This window comes from Sporomusa sp. 246TCP1 (assembly GCF_057319775.1).
This window is the reverse complement of sequence record NZ_CM170492.1, coordinates 3,866,970-3,884,868: the sequence shown is the minus strand read 5'-3', so window position 1 is coordinate 3,884,868 and position 17,899 is coordinate 3,866,970. Positions and strand designations below refer to the sequence as shown.

The window sequence follows — 17,899 nt, the reverse complement described above, 5'->3', positions numbered from 1 at the left end:
ACCAGGTAATTAATGAGGAGGTACGCCATGATTGAGATTAGCAATTTGTACAAAGAGTACACCGGGACTAAAGCGTTAAAAAATATTAACTTTGCAGTAAAACCAGGCGAATTTGTGGTCTTATTAGGACCTAGCGGTGCCGGTAAATCCACATTATTGCGTTGTATTAACGGTCTTGTAAAGCCAACCTCAGGCAGCGTCGTTGTCCATGGTGTTCCAGTACATGAAACCCTGCAGCTTGAAAATGTTCGCCGCAAAGTAGGCATGATTTTTCAGCAGTTTAACCTGGTTAAACGGTTAACCGTTCTGGAAAATGTACTATGCGGCCGCTTGGCCCACACCAACGTATTTACCAGCTGTCTTAAATTCTTTTCCCAACAGGACATTGATTATGCGCTGCACTGTCTGCAGCGGGTGGGATTAGAACATAAAGCGTATCAGCGTGCCGATCAATTAAGCGGTGGGCAGCAGCAGCGTGTCGGCATTGCCAGAGCGTTAGCCCAATGTCCGGCTATTGTCCTGGCCGATGAACCGGTAGCCAGCTTAGATCCCAAATCGGCAGACCGGGTTTTGGACATACTGCAGACAATTAATAAACAGGATGCGATAACGGTGGTGGTAAGTCTGCATAATATTGAACTTGCAACCAAATATGCAGAAAGAATTGTTGGCATCAGAGAGGGAGACATTGTTTTCGATCAGCAGGCAACCTTGCTCACCGAGGGCGATGTCGAGCAGATTTACGGCATGGAGGCAGGGCCTGAGAACGAGGAGATGTGCTATAAGCAGGTGAGTTATGCCCACGCCTAAGTCAAATTATTGTTTGCTTAAGCCGCCGATACCCTGGTTTAAGAGTACCGGGGCGATGCTGAAGCAACTGACTCTTATTGCCGCGTGTCTTGGAATCTATATATGGAGTGCTAATGGCACGAATCTTAGTGTGGCGGAACTGGCCAAAGGTCTGCCCAATATTATTGATATTCTCGGACGGATGTTGCCGCCCAATATAAGTATATTGCCGCGGCTGATCCAACCGACTATCGAAACTATCCAAATTTCTATTTGGGGAACAACGCTGGCTATATTTGCTACTCTTCCCTTTGGTCTGTTGGCTGCTCGCAATACCTCTCCCAATGTTTTTTTGTATAATAGCAGTCGCTTTATTCTAAATGCCACCCGTTCCATTTCGGAGATTATATTTGCGCTGATTTTTGTTGCTGCTGTAGGCTTAGGACCTTTTCCAGGGGTTTTAGCCCTGGCCTTTCATTCTGTCGGGATGCTGGGCAAGTTTTTGGCAGACTCCATTGAAAACATTGACCATGGACCGGTAGAGGCATTGCAGGCTACCGGAGCGAGTAAATGGCAGGTTATCACCTATGCCATTTTACCACAGGTATTGCCTGATTTCGTGACTTTGTGTCTGTATCGTTGGGAGCTCAACTTTCGTTCAGCCACTATTTTGGGAATTGTGGGAGCAGGCGGCATTGGTTTTGAATTAATTACAAGTATGCGTCTGTTTATGTATGAGGACATGACAACCATTCTTATCGTTGTGCTAGTCATGGTAACTTTTGTGGACTATGTCTCTTCCTACATCAGGGCTAGAATACTGTAAACGGGGTGAAATGATGGATATTGGAGAAATACTGGCCGAGGGAGAACTTACGGTGTGGCAATCGCTGGCTGAAATGATTGCTGACAGGCATGAAATCAAGGTTTTACAACAACCGGAAACCTGTATGACCATGATGCAGGTATTGGATAGTGTCGGACAGACGCCCTTTTATGTAGGGGAAGTGCTTATGACTGAGGCAACTGTAAGTATTGATGGCATAGTTGGTTTTGGTTTGGCGATGGAAGATGACTATATCCGGGCATTATGTGCGGCGATTATTGACGCGGCACTACTGGCTGATGTGGCCGAGGCAGGCGAGATTCGCAAGGTGATCGCCGAGGAAGAGCAACGGGTCCTGGCACATTATGAGCAAGAGGAGTCACTCATTGCGGCAACCCGTGTGCGATTCGCAATCATGGAGGGATAAATGGTGATTGAGCATAGCTTTGATAAAGTATTTGATACCCAGCGCATATACCGCCAGACCTTAGATGCCATGGCCCGCCCCGGTAAAATCAATGCGCTTTGTCAACTGAATAGTAAGCCGCCCCAAGGCCTGAATCAAGCAGCAGCGGCCATTGCCCTGACCATGCTTGATAGCGAAACTAATTTTCATTTGGCGTCCTATAGTCAGGATATTTCTGAATACCTTACCCTTAATACCGGCGCCAGGAATTGTCCGGTATGCGGCGCAGAATTTATCATCGCTTGTGCTGACAGGGTATTACCGGAATTGCAGGATGTGAACTGTGGAACCCTTCTGTCTCCGGAAAAAGGTGCAACTGTTCTTTTCATGGTTCACCGCCTTTGTGTCCAGGGTAAAGGTATACCGTTAACCCTGACCGGACCGGGAATAGCGGGGACATCCCAACTGGTAATAGAGGGAATGCATTACCGCAATCTGGAAATAATGGTCAGCCTGAATCAAGAATATCCGGTGGGTGTTGATATGATTTATGCTGATGATAGTGGTAACATAGCCTGTATTCCCCGGTCTAGCACAGTGCGATGGGAGGGAGAGGCCTAATGGGATATGTAGCAGTTTCCGGAGGCTCGGAAGCCATTTTAAATACGGAAAAGTTGTTAGCGTATTTTCGCTTAAAAGGTAAATCCGAGCCGTTGGGAGTAGATCAAATCCGAGATCAACTGCGGTTAGCTGTTGATAAAGTTATGGGAGAAGGCTCGCTCTATGCCCCTACTATCGCGGCGTTGGCAATCAAGCAAGCCGAGGGCGATAGTATTGAAGCTTCCTTTATCTTGCGGGCCTATCGTGCAACGCAACCGCGCCGTTATATTTCGCTGGCTGTTGATACGACAAAAATGCGAGTGATACGACGAATATCCGGTGCTTTTCAAGAAATTCCCGGAGGGCAAATTTTAGGTCCCACGCGCGATTATACGCAGCGTTTAGTTGATTTTTCCCTGCTTGCGGAAGACCGGACCCAGATGGAACAAGTATTACGCAAGGCCGGTGTGGGAACAATGCCGGAAAGGCTGCCTGACACATTTCCGAAGGTGGTGGATTTATTGCGCCAGGAGGGCGTGCTGACTTGCCTGGAATCCAGTGAAAAAGTCTATGATATTACCCGCCAGGCACTTACCTTTCCCAGTGCGCGTTCGGCCAAACTACAGTCGCTGACCAGGGGGGAAACCGGGGCAATGATGTCTTTGGCCTATAGTTGTATTAGGGGCTATGGCGATATTCATCCTTATCTCGGAGAACTGCGGGTAGGCTATGTACCGTTATATATTCAGCGTCCGGGGCGGCTGGAACCACTCTATGTTGGCCGGATACTGATTACCGAAGCTGAGATTATTGCCCAATATGGAGAAGGTGATAAGACCAAAAAACCACAGCTTACGCTTGGGTATGGTCTGTGTTTTGGGCATAACGAACTAAAGGCCCTGTCTATGGGCATTTTGGATCGTTCTACGCGCAGTACATCGCCGCATAAGGCCCCTGCCGAAGATGAGGAATTTGTTCTGTACCATATTGATGGCATTGAAGCCTCAGGTTTTGTTTATCATTGGAAGCTACCGCACTATGTAACCTTTCAATCCACGCTTGATCGCTTGCGGCGATCACAGCAATTGAAGGAGGAGGCAGACAATGCTCAACATCAGGCAAAGTAAGCGAAATACAGGCTATAATTTTGCCTTTTTAGATGAGAACACTAAGCGGGAAATACGACGTAAGACATTAAAGGCAGTAGCCATACCGGGGTACCAGGTGCCTTTTGCCTCACCTGAACTGCCGATTGCCCGGGGATGGGGGACTGGTGGTCTGCAGGTGACAATGGCGATTATTGGCCCCCAAGACATACTTAAGGTGATTGACCAAGGCTGCGACGGCGGTGTCAATGCCGTGAATATCCGTAATCTCATAACCAAAACCACCGGCGTCAAGACTACTTTCAATACCCGGGAAGCCACCATCCTGCAAACACGCCATCGTATTCCGGAAGAGCGAATGGATGAGAATCAGATTGTTGTGCTGCAGGTTCCGATACCTGAACCGCTGCGGTTTGTGGAAGCTAGTATGGCAAAGGCGCAGGAAATGCATGCAGAAATGGACTATAGCCGTATGTGGGTTTTTCTTTACGAAGATATTGTAAAATGGGGAGAAATCACGATTGGAGCCAGGTATCCGTCACTGGTTAATCACCGCTATCTGATTGATCCTTCACCCATTCCTCGCTGGGATGTGCCTAAGCTAAACATGGCTGATACCCTGTTTCTTTTTGGCGCCGGGCGGGAGAAACGTATTTATGCGGTACCCCCGCATACCCGGGTTGAGCCTATGGAATTTGAAGATCATCAGTTTCGGGTTGAGGATTTTTCGGGTCGTGCATGTATACGCTGTGGTGCTACTGATACCTATATGAATGAGATATATGATGAACGCAGCGGCAAAAAAATACACCTTTGTTCAGACAGCAGCCACTGTGACAAAGTTCGGGAACAAAAGGAGGGACGCTTGGATGTTGGCGAATAATCCGATTGTTCTCACTGTCCGCGGGTTGGCTAAGATATATGGCCCGGGATGCCCGCAATGTTTTGTCCGGACAGGGCCGGCCTATGAAAGTAATATTTGTCCGATCTGTGGTACGATTGTGGCTTGTCATGACATTTCCTTCGACCTGGCGCAGGGAGAAATCCTGGGAATTGTCGGTGAGAGCGGTTCAGGTAAGAGCACTCTGGTACGTTGTCTCTATTTTGATGAAGAAGCTTCCAATGGTGAGAGCTATTTGGCTGTTTACCAGACTGGACGGGTTAATCTGCTGCAGGAAACTTCCCAGCGTAAACGTCATGTTCGTAATCACTTAATGGGCATGGTCTACCAGAATCCACTGCTGGGAATTAAGCCCCATTTTACAGCAGGCGGTAATGTTGCGGAAAAACTGTTAACGGCAGATATCTATAATTTTCAGGCTATTCGCGAACGGGCGGCAAATTTGTTAGCACGCACTGAAGTTCCGTTAGCGCGGATGGATGATTTTCCTGCTCATTTTAGCGGTGGTATGCAGCAACGGGTGCAGATTGCCAAGGCGCTTGCCAATAATCCGCCACTGCTTTTTCTGGATGAGATAACGACAGGTCTTGATGTGTCTGTTCAAGCCAAAGTCCTGGACTTAGTAAAAGAAATTCAACGGGAACTCGGTATTGCCATGGTAGTAGTATCTCATGATCTGGGTGTAATCCGGATGCTGGCCGACCGGACTGCGGTAATGAAAAATGGCCGCATGGTGGAAATTGGGTTGACAGATCAAATTTTGGAAGATCCGCAGCATCAGTACACCCAGCTGTTAGTTCATTCGATGTTATAAGGAGGCGTTGTAATGAGTAATACAATCCTGACGGTGATGGGTCTGTCAAAAAAATTCACACTGCATATTCTGGATAAAAAAACATTGCCAGGTTGCGACAAGGTGAGTTTTACCATGAAGGCTGGAGAATTTATGGGCATTGCCGGGCCAAGCGGATCAGGTAAATCGACAATTATAAAATGTATTTATCGAACCTATTTACCTTCGGGTGGAAATGTATGGTACCGTACTAAGGACGGTAGGGAAATCGATCTTGTCACAGCCAACGAGCGAGAGATTCTTGCGCTCCGGAGCAGTGAGATTAGTTATGTAAGCCAGTTTCTCAAGGTACTTCCCAGGGTTTCAGCCACCGATATTCTCACTGAGGAACTGCGGGAGCGCGGCTGGCAGTCAGATGCGGCACGGGAGCGGGCTTATGAACTGTTGAGAATGATGAATATTGACACCAAACTATGGGATGCTTTTCCTTCAACCTTCAGCGGTGGGGAACAACAGCGGATTAATTTGGCGCGGGCGCTAATTACGGAGCCACGCCTGCTGCTCTTAGATGAACCGACAGCTTCCTTAGATAATGAGACCAAAAAGGTTGTCATTCGCTCCTTGCTGGCCCTTAAACAGCAGGGAACTACCATCATCGGTATCTTTCATGATCTGGAGAGTATGCGCAGTTTGGTGGATAAGGTATTTACCATGCAAGCAGGGCAGTGTAAGTCAATCAAACGTATGCGGGAGGTAGTATGAGTACAATACTGCTGAACAACGGCAAATTAGTTTTGCCTGACAGGGTGATTCCAAATGGCGAAGTAATAATTGAAAATGGGATGATTACCATGGCCGGACGCCAGAGTCATCACTATGGCCACTCCGCCGACATCATTATTGATGCTCAGGGTGGTTTTATATTACCGGGTTTTATTGATACCCACAGTGATGCCATTGAAAAGGAGCTGGAACCCCGTCCTGGTGCGTATTTTACTACCGAGGTAGCTTTTGGTGAGTTGGAAAAAAAGCTAGCCGGGCAGGGAATTACCACTATGTATCATTCTTTTTCTTTGGCCGGAGCACAGTATGGAGTGCGGGCAGACCAAGTTGCTGCCGATTGTATCCGGACTATTGTGGGAATGGCTCGCGACTATGCTAGTATCAGGAACAAAATTCATTTGCGGTTTGAGATCACAAATTTTGAAGCTGTGGATGTTATCCGGTATTTGATTACCGAGGGAGCTGTGGACCTGTTATCCTTCATGGATCATACACCCGGACAAGGGCAATATCCCACGGTTGAAGATTATCGGCGCTACCTGGAAAAAACGTATCACCTACCAATAGATGAGATTGGAGAGATTTTAGCTCTCAAAGAACAAGGGCGAATGAACGCCGGAGAATGTGTAGTGCGGCTGAGTCAAGAGGCCCGCGCAGCAGGTGTGCCATTAGCTTCTCATGATGACGATTCGGCCGACAGTATTAGCTATTATCAACAGCACGGAGTGACTCTGAGTGAATTTCCCATTAACCTTCCGACAGCCGCTGCCGCCCGGAGAGCCGGGGTGGATGTCAGTGTGGGGGCGCCAAATATAGTACGTGGAGGCTCGACAGGCAAAGGCATGAAAGCCATTGATGCAATTACTGCCGGCAGTGCGAATATATTATGTTCCGACTATTATCCGCCGTCGATGCTCCATGCTGTATTTCTATTGGCAGATCAGACGATAAGTATTAGCGAAGCGGTTGCTATGGCTACCACGGCACCGGCCAAAGCGCTGCACCTAAAAGATGTCGGTAGTTTAGAGGAAGGAAAATGCGGCGATGTTATTATTGTCCGCAAACGTAACAATACACCGGTGGTAACTAACACGGTGGTAGGTGGCATACCTGTTTATGGTATGAATTACCGGGTAACTTTGCCTGAAGATCGTGCAGAACAATCGGCTTGTTAGAGGAGGGGTTCGGTGTGAATATCAAGGGCATTGCGATAAATGCTGACGCATCAGTAATTGATGGCAGCCTGGCAGTCTTAAAACGAGAACTCGATTATTATCAAGAACAGGGTTTTAGTTATGTCGAACTTTCCCCCCATGGGGTAGGTGCTATTTATGGTGGCAGGCTTGACCGGACAAGAGTGATTGAGGTCAAAGAACTGCTAGATCGTTACCCATTTCGTTATACTGTGCATGGGCTTAATCCGCTGAACCTAATGGCCGCAGATCCGGTAAACCGGCTCGGATTTATTGCCAGTCTGGAGTTTACCGCAGCTGTCAATGCGGAAATCATGGTTTACCATGCAGGCCGTTATATTCCGGAGGAGGATTTTTTGCTTGCAACCAGGCAGAACCCTACTTCGCAAGAGCGAGCCATCATGTGGCAGCAGGAGTGTGCTTGGCTGCGGGAAATGGGACAACTGGCAGAGCAATTTGGAATCACCATTGCGGTGGAGAACGCCCGTCCTTACACTAATATTTCAGACTATTGCTATGCTGAGTCACTGGAAGCATTAGCAAAGATGGTGCGGGAGGTAAACCACAGTCAGATTGGAGTGACGCTAGATACCGGGCATGCTTATCTGGCTGCGTGCTATTATGGATACGACCTGCTGCCAAGTGTTACTCAGGTAGCTCCCTATGTGCGTCATATCCATTTACATGATAACTTTGGTCTGGCCTCTACATCCTGGGAGCGTAAACAGTATGAGCTGGCTGGCATGGGACGCGGCGATATGCATATGCCGATCGGCTGGGGGGACGTTCCGGCCCAGGAGATCATCAGCAGGCTGCCTGACTACCAGGGCGTGATAACGGTAGAACTACGGCCGCGATATCGCGAACAGTACCGCCGGGCGATGCTTACTACGCAAGCATTGGTCAAATCCAGCGATCGGTGTGTATCCTAAATGAGTCTGGATAGTATTACTATCAGAAAAGCCAAGCGTTGGGATTTGACCAAGGTGTTGTCGCTATATCAAGAATTTGAGTCAGCCTATCATCACAACCCGGGCAGTGAAAAAGCTGAAGACGTAATTTGGGAGAGGTTGTTGCAAGATCCGCGGCAGTATCTTCTTGTGGCCGAGGTTGCCGGCTCTGTAATTGGTACTCTTACCGTGATTGTTATTCCCAATATCGGGCATGGGGGCTGTCCTTGGGCAGCCATAGAGAACGTGGTAGTGGAGGCACCATACCGCAATGCGGGGATTGGCACGAAACTAATGGAGAGTGCAACCAAGCTGTGTCATGATAACGGCTGTTATAAAATTGTATTGTCAAGCAACCTTGCTCGTCAGCAGTCGCATGCTTTTTACCAGCGACTTGGCTGGCAGCAAACCCATATTGGTTTCTCCATTGCTTTGCCGGAATAGGATATTGAATAATTGTTGCGGTTGTTTATCATCTGGATAAGCAGCTGCTTTTTTATCCAGATGGAAAGTATAAGCGGTTAGAGAGCCGTATCCTCAAGGGCGCAATAGCGATTTTTAATGCACTCAACACAAGTGGTAGTAATTGACAAAGTAAATAACTGCCATTACAATAAATACCGACGGTAGGTTTCTAAAGGAACGGAGATGTAGCAATTGACGAAAAAGGCTCCTAAAGAACAACGTATGGAAGACATTATTGAAGCTGCAGTTAGTGAATTTTTAGCCAAAGGGTATGAAGGGGCTTCCATGCAGTCGATCGCTGAACAGGCAGGTCTGACGAAAGGTGGGTTATATTATCATTTTGGCAGTAAAGATGAGATTCTTATTGCCGCTAACGGGAGCTATTTTGAACCTATATGGGAACTGATCAAAACAACGGGAGCAATAACTTGTCCGGTGGAAGGCTTACGCTATTTTATTCATGAGTATCTGCAGTATTGGTCAACTCATTCCCGGCAGATGACATTTATCTTGTTATCATTATCTAAAATTATAGCTTGTCCGGCAATGTGGCCGCTGATTAATAGCTATAGTGAGAGAATGATTGTTTTTTATGAGCGATTATTTACCGGGGGGCTGGCAACGGGAAAGTTTCGCAAGCACCAGCCCAAAAGTCAGGCAACAGCGTTATTTGCTGCGTTGGATGGAGCTACGCCGTATTTGATTATCAGCCAGAATTTATCGCCTGAGAGTGTGGCCAGGCAATTTGAGATGACATTTGTTGACTCGCTGCTTATCCGTGGCTGAATTAGTAGGTTTAAGCATAGAAAACAGAATAAGGAGAAAATCATGCTAATAAAATGGTTATCTGGACTTGTAAGTACCGATTTGCCCCAGACTCGTCTGGCAGCAGCAGCAGTTGAGCTGGCAGCTGTACGTAAGACCTATGTTACGGCAGCCGGTGACTTTGAGGCGTTAAAAGGTATAAACCTGCAGGTGGCAGCAGGTGAGTTTGTTGCTGTCGTGGGCAAATCCGGCAGTGGCAAATCGACGCTGATTAATATGATTACAGGTATTGACAGGCCAACTGGCGGCGAGGTATGGGTGGCCGGGATGCCTGTACATACGTTGACCGAAAATCAGATTGCCATCTGGCGTGGCCGGACGGTAGGGGTTGTTTTCCAATTTTTTCAGTTGATTCCAACGCTGACGGTTTTGGAAAACGTTATGCTGCCGATGGATTTTTGTGACATGTATGATCGGGCGGCAAGACCGGAACGGGCGCGTGAGTTGCTGGATTTGGTAGGTGTTGGCGAACAGGCGCATAAGTTACCGGCGAATTTGTCCGGGGGACAGCAGCAACGGGTGGCGATTGCCCGGTCTTTGGCGAATGACCCGCCGCTCTTAGTCGCAGATGAGCCGACAGGTAATCTTGATAGTCGTACTGCCACCACCGTTATTGACCTTTTTAAACAACTGGCTGCTAGCGGGAAAACCATAGTAATGGTAACCCATGACAATGATTTAGCCTGCCGGAGTGGCAGGATTTTGACTGTATATGACGGGCAGATTATGACAAGCCAGTCGGCAGAGTGTGGCAATTATGTTTAAATATAGGCTGCTTTCACCGCGGTGGCGTAAAGTTTTAGCCGATTTATGGGGAAATAAGCTGAGGACATTGTTGGTAGTGTTGTCTATTTCGGTTGGGGTTTTTGCCGTAGGAATGGTCTATAGTTCCTATCTCATGTTTGATCGGGACCTAACTCTAAGTTGGAAGTCGGCAGCACCGGCCAGTGCTAGTTTGTATGCCGATCCATTTGATCAGGAACTGGTAGACAGCATTCGCAGTTTGCGCGGCGTTAAAGAGGCTGAAGGCCGTCGCAATGTTGATTTGCGGGTTCGTACTGCCGCCGGTGAATGGCGGCAAATGTATTTGACGGCCATTCCAGACTATAGTGAGCAAAAAGTTAACATCATAAAAAGCCAAACCGGTGCCTGGCCGCCCGGGGATGGGGATGTATTGCTGGAGCGGTCTTCGCTTGCTGAACTTGGGGTGGCACAGGGGGGCAGTATTCAGGTAGAAACCGCTGATGGACACAAACGAAATCTGAAAATTACTGGAGTAGTATATGATCCCAGTCAGCTGCCAAGTCTTTTTAGCGGTCGTTCCTATGGCTACATCAACATGGATACGCTTGAGAAGCTAGATGTGGAGCGGCAGCTTGATCAGGTAAATTTTGTTGTGGAGCCCTGGGTGCTTAGTGGCAAGGAAACTGCACCCATTGAGGCGGTGGGGCGCCGGGCCTGGAGCAAGCTGGAACAAGGCAACACAACCGTGTTTTGGCTGCAGGTGAATAAACCCGGGGAACATCCCCTGCAGAGTGTGATTAATGCCCTTATCATGCTGCTTACGGTTCTCGGTGTGCTGTCATTGTTGTTAGGTACTTTTTTGTTAGTTAATACGGTATCTGCCATCCTGACACAGCAGGTTCGTCAGATAGGAATCATGAAGGCAATTGGCGCCAGGCGTGACCAGATATTACGGATGTATTTATTTCTGGTGGGGGCATATGGTGCATTAGCTCTAATTGTTGCCGCTCCTTTGGGGGCCTTGGCGGCAAATGCTGTTACTGGTTTCATGGCCCAGGTATTTAACTTCAATTCCGGCGGCTTGGAACTGCCACCCAAGGTACTGCTATTAGAGGCGACAGCGGCGATTGTGGTGCCTGTTCTTGCTGCTATATGGCCGATCTGGCATAATACCGGGGTAACTGTCAGAGAGGCTGTCAGTGATCATGGTATTGGGAGTGTAATCGGTAAAAGTCGCCTGGACAAGTGGATAGACAAGCTGTTGGCAAGAGTAAACCTCCTATCCCGTCCTGTCCTGCTTTCCTTACGAAACACCTTTCGCAGAAAATGGCGTCTGGCTCTGACTTTGCTGACTCTGACAGTGGCGGGAACGGTATTTATGGCCGTCTTTTCCATTCGGGCATCGCTTTATTCTACATTAGATGATGCACTTGATTATTTCCGATATGATATTTCTGTTGGTTTCACACAAAACTACCGGGCCACCAGGATTGAACACGAAATTCTCCAAATTCCCGGTGTCAGGGCGGCGGAGTCATGGGGCTTTACTTCCGGGCGGATACTTAGGAATGAACGCAAGGAGTCAGAGGATGAGGCCAGCAAGAATGTATTTATTCTTGCACCACCGGTAAACACCAAGATGATTCAGCCGAAGATTATTGAAGGTCGCTGGCTGTTGGCTGAAGATGAGAGTGCACTGGTTGTAAATTCAGAGACGCTGAAGGATAGTCCACAGCTTACAGTAGGTAGTAATGCAGTCATTAAAATAGGTAACCGCAGGCTCAAGTTTACAGTAGTTGGGATTGCCAAAAGCACACTGACCGGGCCGATTGTGTATGCGCCTTATCCCTGGTTTACCGGAGCTATTCAGGAGGCGGGAGGAGCCAGATCAGTCCAGATTGTTGCTCAGTCCACTAATCCCCAGGAACAAATTGATTTGGGAAGAAAAATTGAGGAGCATTTAAAGAAAAATAATCTTCGGATTCAAAATGTCGATATTACCTGGGAGCAGAAACAGCGTATCCGGTCCCAGTTTGATATTTTGATTGTATTTTTGTTGATTATGGCGGTACTGTTGGCTTTTGTCGGTGCTTTGGGACTTATGGGTACAATGGGAATCAATGTATTAGAACGAACGCGGGAGATTGGAATTATGCGGGCCATTGGGGCTTCCAGTATGGCTATTGCGAAGGTTTTTGTTGTGGAGGCGTTATGTATTGGGGTGTTAAGCTGGCTGTTAGGAGTCATGTTGGCATTGCCGATAGCCGCACTGCTTAGTTATCAGGTAGGGATAATGTTTTTGCAAAGTCCGCTGGAATTTTCATTTAGTTTTCTGGGAGTGGGGATTTGGCTGGTACTTTCAGCCTTGCTGGCGGTAGCTGCCAGTTTGCTTCCTGCCAGGAAGGCCGCTAAGCTGAGTGTGCGTGAGGTGCTTGGCTATGAATAAAGAAGAACGGAGAGGTGCAATGAAACCGGAAATGTTAGGGAAAATGGGGGCGTGGCTAAAACGTCACTGGCTATTAACAGTGCTTATTGTTGGTATATTGTGTGCCGGTGGGTGGTGGCTTAATAATGGACGTCAGGGCGAGAAAAAAGACCTTGCACCTGTTAAAGCCGATAACCGGGTTTTGGCAGAGGGGATTGTTTTCCCAGTGCATTATGCACAGATGGTTATGCCGGTAGAAGGGACGATTGGCGAGGTGCTGGTACAGGAAGGCGATATGGTAAAGGCTGGTCAACCGATTATCCGGCTGGTACGACAAGATTATCAGGCAAGGGTTGGCAGTACCAGAGCTGACATTAGCCGCGCGGCCGCCGCTATGGAGCAGGCAAGAATTAATCTGGCTGATGCCGAACGCGAATTAGAGCGGCAAAAGCGCTTGGAAGCGGCCGGGGCTGTCTCCAGGCAACAATATGATCAGGCAAAAACAACGGCTGATAGAACCAGGGCTGCTTTGGCTCAGGCGCAGGCCGAATTAGAGACCCAGGAAGCGCGGTTAGTTGAGTCGGAAGGATTGCTTGACAAGACCGAACTCACAGCAGTAATCAATGGCACGGTTGCCTTTCTGGATGTCAAGGTAGGAGAACATGCTGCCGCCGGTACTGTTTTGGTAAGAATAGCAGATGAAAGTGCGTGGGAAATCCGTAGCGATGACTTAACAGAACTCACGATTGCTAAGGTGAAAAAGGGTGATCAGGTATCCTTAACCTTTGACGGTATACCTGACTTAGAGATAGCTGGCAAGGTAAAAGCCATCAGAGCATATGGAGAAAAGAAACGCGGTGACATTACGTATACCGTCACTGTCGCGCCTGAACGCTGGGATGACAGATTGCGCTGGAATATGACAGCACAGCTTGCGATAACGCCGTCAGAGCTATAGGGCAATAGTTGCTTAAGAAAGGTGTTCTCGGAGTAAAGAGGGTGATAAAAATTTATATTATGTTTTGGAAAAGATTAATTTGCGTGAGTAGCTAGACCTTAGGAAAGATGTTCGGGACTCAAATGACCGGGAAGACGTAATCTTTTTAAAATAAGCACAAATACCACCAATGTCTCATATTGGCAGTCTAAAGAAATGCCACCAAGAGAATATTGGTGGCGTTTCTTTAGTAACGGAAATTATTAAAGGACATTTCCGATATTTTGTCGAAAGAAAAAATAATTTAAATCAATTCGCCAAGAGGGGGAAGTATGCTTGCTGGTAAACAAGCGGGTGAATCAATTTTTTTCAAATTGGGTTTACCCTGATGCTGCAGTCTTCGCATTCTGTATTTTTTTACTGATTGGTGTTTGGGGTGGAACATACTGGCAGATTGAATTTGACCAGCGAGTCACTATGGCCCACGAAATACAAGATCGGGAACTTTTTAAGCGCACGTCAGAAGGACACTATTTTCCGGTTGGGGTTACAGGGGAGGTGTTACAGTCACTAGTTCAACGGCAATGGATGGCTATCGGTATGGCGTTTTGCGTGAGTATCTTTATTATCATCTATACAGGCAGACTGATAATTCGTGCTCACCGGCTACGGCAGAGTGAAGCTGCGCTGCAGGAAAGCTACCAAACCCTGACGGCAACCCATGAGGAATTAATCGCTACGGAAGAAGAACTCCGGATGCAATATGAGGAAGCGTTGCGGGTAAACAGGCAGGTGTTGGAGCAGAATGAATTGTTGTCTGCTTTGCAGGAAACAGTCTTCAACATGATGGCTGAATTGGACACAAACCGGTTATTGAAGATAATTACGGCCCATGCGATGGCCATTATTGATGCGGATGAAGCCTATATTGCGTTACCAACAGGAGATGGATATTTAGAGGTGTATAGCGGAGTGGGCGGTCCGCCACGAACGTCCATTACCGCGGGGTTAATGGGTAAGGTGTACGCCAGTGGTCAGGCGATAGTAGTCAATGACTACCAACAGTGGGAAGGGCGTATTCGTGAAGCTTATGCGAAAAAGCTAAACTCTTTTTTTGCCGCTCCAATCAAGGGAAACCAGAAAGTTGTTGGGGTGTTCGGTGCAGCTTTGTATCAACAAGGGAGAAAGTTTAATGACAATCAAGTGGTCTTGTTAGAACGTTTTACCGATCTGGTATCGCTGGCATTGCAAAACGCTTTACTGCATGCTTCGTTGCAGGAGGAACTTGCGGCGCGAATCATCAGTGAGACCACTCTCAACGAAATTTTCAATGGGGCTAATGATGCCATTATTGTCAATGATCCGCTTTCCGGCTCTATTTTATGGGCTAATAAGCATGCTGAAGAGATGGTTGGTTACTCGGAGGAGGAGTTGAAGCAACTTGGAGTGGCAGCTATTATCCCAGCTGATAAGCTGGAGTCAGCAATTTTGACCTTAAACAGGGTGCTAAGCGAGGGACCACAGCTCTTTGAGGAGAAAATCGTCGACAGACATGGCCGGCAGATTATTATAGAAGTCAATGCTAAGCAGGCTGTTGTTAGGGGGCAGACCTGCTGCCTTACGCTAGTGCGGGATATTACTGTGCGTAAACAATTAGAAACAGAACTGGCTCAGACGCAGGCTGAGAAACTGGCTGTACTGGATTCCATTCCAGATGCCATTTTTGTGCTTGATTATGACGGGAGTATTTTGGAGTATATAAGGTCCCCGGAATTTGAAACTTATTCTGTATTAGATCAAACTATTCGCGGACGCCATATAACCGAGTTATTGCCGCAGGATATTGCAGGCAACTACGTGTTTCATGTTCGGGAGACGCTTGCAACTGGTATAACTCAATACTACGAATATAACATACATATTAATGGTGCCACTTGTTTTCGGGAAACCCGGTTTATTAAAATTGGTTCGGCAGAGATACTGACTATGATACGCGATATTACCGAGGTGCGGCGGTCGAAAGACCAGGTGCAATACCTTAGTCTGTATGATGCATTAACTAATGTATATAATCGTGCTTATTTTGAAGCTGAAATGCGCCGGATTTCTTTGCGGAGTAGCGGTGGTATTGCCATAATGGTTTGTGATGTTGATGGACTAAAGCTAATCAATGATACTTTGGGACATTGGTCAGGGGATGAAGTTCTTCGGGTAGTTGCAGGCGTATTGTGCTCAGTTAGCGTGTGTGTCCAAGAAATGATTGCCCGTGTTGGCGGTGACGAATTTGTTATTATTGTGTATGAACCGCAAAAAGAGAAAATGGAGGATATGGCAGAAAAAATTCAGCTTCGGATTGCTGAATACAATGAGAAAAGTCCGCAGTTGCCAGTTAGTCTGTCAATTGGATGGGCCGCAAATTATCATAACAGCCACAATGTTGAAGAAATTTACAAACAAGCTGATCATGATATGTACCGGCAGAAGATACATCAGGGGCAAAGCAGCCACAGTGCTATTGTTCAAACCATGATGAAAGCGCTGGAGGTTAGAGATTATATTACTGAGGGGCATGCTGACCGGATGCAGGGTTTAGCGGAGGAGCTAGGCCGGAAACTAAACCTCTCTCGTGCCCAACTTGCTGATCTGCGATTATTTGCTAAGTTCCATGATATTGGCAAGGTAGGCATACCGGACAGTGTTCTCAATAAGCCAGGTATACTAACTGAAGAGGAATTTACTATTATGAAGCGGCATTGTGAAATCGGTTTCCGCATTGCCCAGGCTTCTCCTGAGTTGGCTCCGATCGCCGATTGGATATTGAAGCATCAGGAATGGTGGAATGGTCTGGGTTACCCGCTCGGAATAAGTGGGGAAGAGATTCCTTTGGCATGTCGTATACTGGCGCTTGCTGACACGTATGATGCGATGACGAATGACCGACCGTACCGCAAAGCCTTCTCACATTCTGATGCGCTGGCTGAGATTGAACGTTGTGCTGGAAGTCAGTTTGATCCGGTGCTTGCGCAATTATTTATTGAGCTGTTGCGTGAGCAGTGAGTTTGATGGTGGCAGTTAGTAAGATAACACGAAAGAAACTTAGAAAGCAGATGCTTAACCTGTCTTTTAAGTTTCTTTTCTTATTGAGTTGCTGTATTTTTATTGTATCTATGATAAAATTAGCAGAGAAAAAATAGTAGATTAGCGCAGGAGAGGACGAAAAATGACAGCGTGGAGTGTATTTGAGGTTATGGGGATAGTAGCCTTTGCGGTTTCAGGTGCATTAACAGGAATTCAAAAGAAATTGGATGTTTTTGGTGTGTTGGTCTTGGCGATAACGACAGCAATTGGCGGGGGGGTACTGCGGGATGTTATTATTGGTAATACACCGCCGCTAACTTTTCGTGACCCTACTTTTCTTATAATCAGCGCTATGGCTACCATTGGTGTTTTTTTCACATATCGATGGCTGGATCGGTTTAAATATACCATTCAGATATTTGATGCCATCGGTTTGGGCGCTTTCACGGCTACTAGCGCCAATCTTGCCATTGAGCATAACCTGGATTCCTTATTTATTGTTACGACAGTGGCGGTAATTACCGGGATAGGCGGAAGTGTTATGCGTGATGTGTTTGTCAAAGAAATTCCTTATGTGTTTCGTCAGGAGGTCTATGCGATCACTACCATCGTGGGAGCTATGGTTTTCTATTATGCCCAAACGTATTATGTTGGCAATCTACCGTTGTATCTTTGTTTTTGTATTACGACAGGCCTTAGACTTTGCTGTATTAAATATGGCTGGAACTTTCCCGTTCTTGGCCTGGATTCTAAGGATATAGTATCAGAGAACCGAAACCATGGTAATTAATGCCCTAAGATAAAAGGGGCAGTCCGCACTTGTGGACTGCAGCTGTTAAGTAGATAGCTAAAGTAAAGTAAATTAACCAGCCTTGGATCGAACTTACATCGGTTTGAGGCTGTTTAATTTGCCTGTAATTTTTTGTAGAAGCAAAAAACATGAAGGATATTGCGAGAAAATGTCGAATTTTATTAGCTTAATATATAAGATACTGACCAGAGGAGTATTCTTCGTGAGGTGGCTTATATTGGCAAGTAAACAGATGGGTCCTAATAATGAGTTTTCAACGAATAATAA

17 protein-coding genes are annotated in these 17,899 nt (G+C 47.0%); all 17 read left to right on the top strand.

All coding sequences use genetic code 11. From position 1 onward, the window contains the following. The first annotated feature begins 27 nt into the window (after window positions 1-27). The 17 genes from phnC (at window position 28) to AC1ECB_RS18260 (ending at window position 17,611) form a co-directional block, all read left to right on the top strand. Window positions 28-810: a phosphonate ABC transporter ATP-binding protein gene (gene phnC / locus AC1ECB_RS18340; RefSeq protein ID WP_485665129.1), complete on the top strand. Its 783-nt coding sequence runs from the start codon at window positions 28-30 to the stop codon at window positions 808-810. Then, window positions 797-1,615, top strand: coding sequence for a phosphonate ABC transporter, permease protein PhnE (gene phnE / locus AC1ECB_RS18335; RefSeq protein ID WP_485665128.1), 819 nt, complete (start codon window positions 797-799; stop codon window positions 1,613-1,615). The genes phnC and phnE overlap by 14 nt, the downstream gene beginning before the upstream one ends. A 10-nt stretch (window positions 1,616-1,625) precedes the next feature. Then, the gene (gene phnG / locus AC1ECB_RS18330; RefSeq protein ID WP_485665127.1) at window positions 1,626-2,042 is read left to right on the top strand and encodes a phosphonate C-P lyase system protein PhnG; all 417 of its coding nucleotides are present in this window, start codon (window positions 1,626-1,628) and stop codon (window positions 2,040-2,042) included. After that, window positions 2,043-2,642 (top strand): phosphonate C-P lyase system protein PhnH, encoded by a 600-nt coding sequence (gene phnH / locus AC1ECB_RS18325; RefSeq protein ID WP_485665126.1) that lies wholly within the window; start codon window positions 2,043-2,045, stop codon window positions 2,640-2,642. Continuing rightward, window positions 2,642-3,748, top strand: coding sequence for a carbon-phosphorus lyase complex subunit PhnI (locus tag AC1ECB_RS18320; RefSeq protein WP_485665125.1), 1,107 nt, complete (start codon window positions 2,642-2,644; stop codon window positions 3,746-3,748). The genes phnH and AC1ECB_RS18320 overlap by 1 nt, the downstream gene beginning before the upstream one ends. Next, on the top strand, window positions 3,726-4,610 hold the full coding sequence (locus tag AC1ECB_RS18315) for an alpha-D-ribose 1-methylphosphonate 5-phosphate C-P-lyase PhnJ (protein ID WP_485665124.1): 885 nt from the start codon (window positions 3,726-3,728) through the stop codon (window positions 4,608-4,610). The genes AC1ECB_RS18320 and AC1ECB_RS18315 overlap by 23 nt, the downstream gene beginning before the upstream one ends. Further along, on the top strand, window positions 4,597-5,442 hold the full coding sequence (locus tag AC1ECB_RS18310) for an ATP-binding cassette domain-containing protein (protein ID WP_485665123.1): 846 nt from the start codon (window positions 4,597-4,599) through the stop codon (window positions 5,440-5,442). The genes AC1ECB_RS18315 and AC1ECB_RS18310 overlap by 14 nt, the downstream gene beginning before the upstream one ends. Before the next feature lie 12 nt (window positions 5,443-5,454). Further along, on the top strand, window positions 5,455-6,183 hold the full coding sequence (phnL, locus tag AC1ECB_RS18305; protein WP_485665122.1) for a phosphonate C-P lyase system protein PhnL: 729 nt from the start codon (window positions 5,455-5,457) through the stop codon (window positions 6,181-6,183). After that, entirely contained in the window at window positions 6,180-7,379 is a 1,200-nt protein-coding gene (locus tag AC1ECB_RS18300) for an alpha-D-ribose 1-methylphosphonate 5-triphosphate diphosphatase (protein ID WP_485665121.1), read from the top strand. Before phnL ends, AC1ECB_RS18300 begins: the two co-directional genes overlap by 4 nt. A 14-nt stretch (window positions 7,380-7,393) precedes the next feature. Next, window positions 7,394-8,329: a sugar phosphate isomerase/epimerase family protein gene (locus AC1ECB_RS18295; protein WP_485665120.1), complete on the top strand. Its 936-nt coding sequence runs from the start codon at window positions 7,394-7,396 to the stop codon at window positions 8,327-8,329. After that, window positions 8,330-8,791, top strand: coding sequence for a GNAT family N-acetyltransferase (locus AC1ECB_RS18290; protein ID WP_485665119.1), 462 nt, complete (start codon window positions 8,330-8,332; stop codon window positions 8,789-8,791). 213 nt (window positions 8,792-9,004) lie between these two features. Beyond that, window positions 9,005-9,598, top strand: coding sequence for a TetR/AcrR family transcriptional regulator (locus AC1ECB_RS18285; protein WP_485665118.1), 594 nt, complete (start codon window positions 9,005-9,007; stop codon window positions 9,596-9,598). Window positions 9,599-9,640: 42 nt separating this feature from the next. After that, window positions 9,641-10,402: an ABC transporter ATP-binding protein gene (locus AC1ECB_RS18280; RefSeq protein ID WP_485665117.1), complete on the top strand. Its 762-nt coding sequence runs from the start codon at window positions 9,641-9,643 to the stop codon at window positions 10,400-10,402. After that, window positions 10,395-12,827: an ABC transporter permease gene (locus AC1ECB_RS18275; protein WP_485665116.1), complete on the top strand. Its 2,433-nt coding sequence runs from the start codon at window positions 10,395-10,397 to the stop codon at window positions 12,825-12,827. Before AC1ECB_RS18280 ends, AC1ECB_RS18275 begins: the two co-directional genes overlap by 8 nt. Further along, window positions 12,820-13,764 (top strand): efflux RND transporter periplasmic adaptor subunit, encoded by a 945-nt coding sequence (locus AC1ECB_RS18270; RefSeq protein ID WP_485665115.1) that lies wholly within the window; start codon window positions 12,820-12,822, stop codon window positions 13,762-13,764. Before AC1ECB_RS18275 ends, AC1ECB_RS18270 begins: the two co-directional genes overlap by 8 nt. 315 nt (window positions 13,765-14,079) lie before the next feature. After that, entirely contained in the window at window positions 14,080-16,800 is a 2,721-nt protein-coding gene (locus AC1ECB_RS18265) for an HD domain-containing phosphohydrolase (RefSeq protein ID WP_485665114.1), read from the top strand. A gap of 163 nt (window positions 16,801-16,963) precedes the next feature. Continuing rightward, on the top strand, window positions 16,964-17,611 hold the full coding sequence (locus tag AC1ECB_RS18260) for a trimeric intracellular cation channel family protein (RefSeq protein ID WP_021169516.1): 648 nt from the start codon (window positions 16,964-16,966) through the stop codon (window positions 17,609-17,611). Window positions 17,612-17,899: the final 288 nt, after the last annotated feature.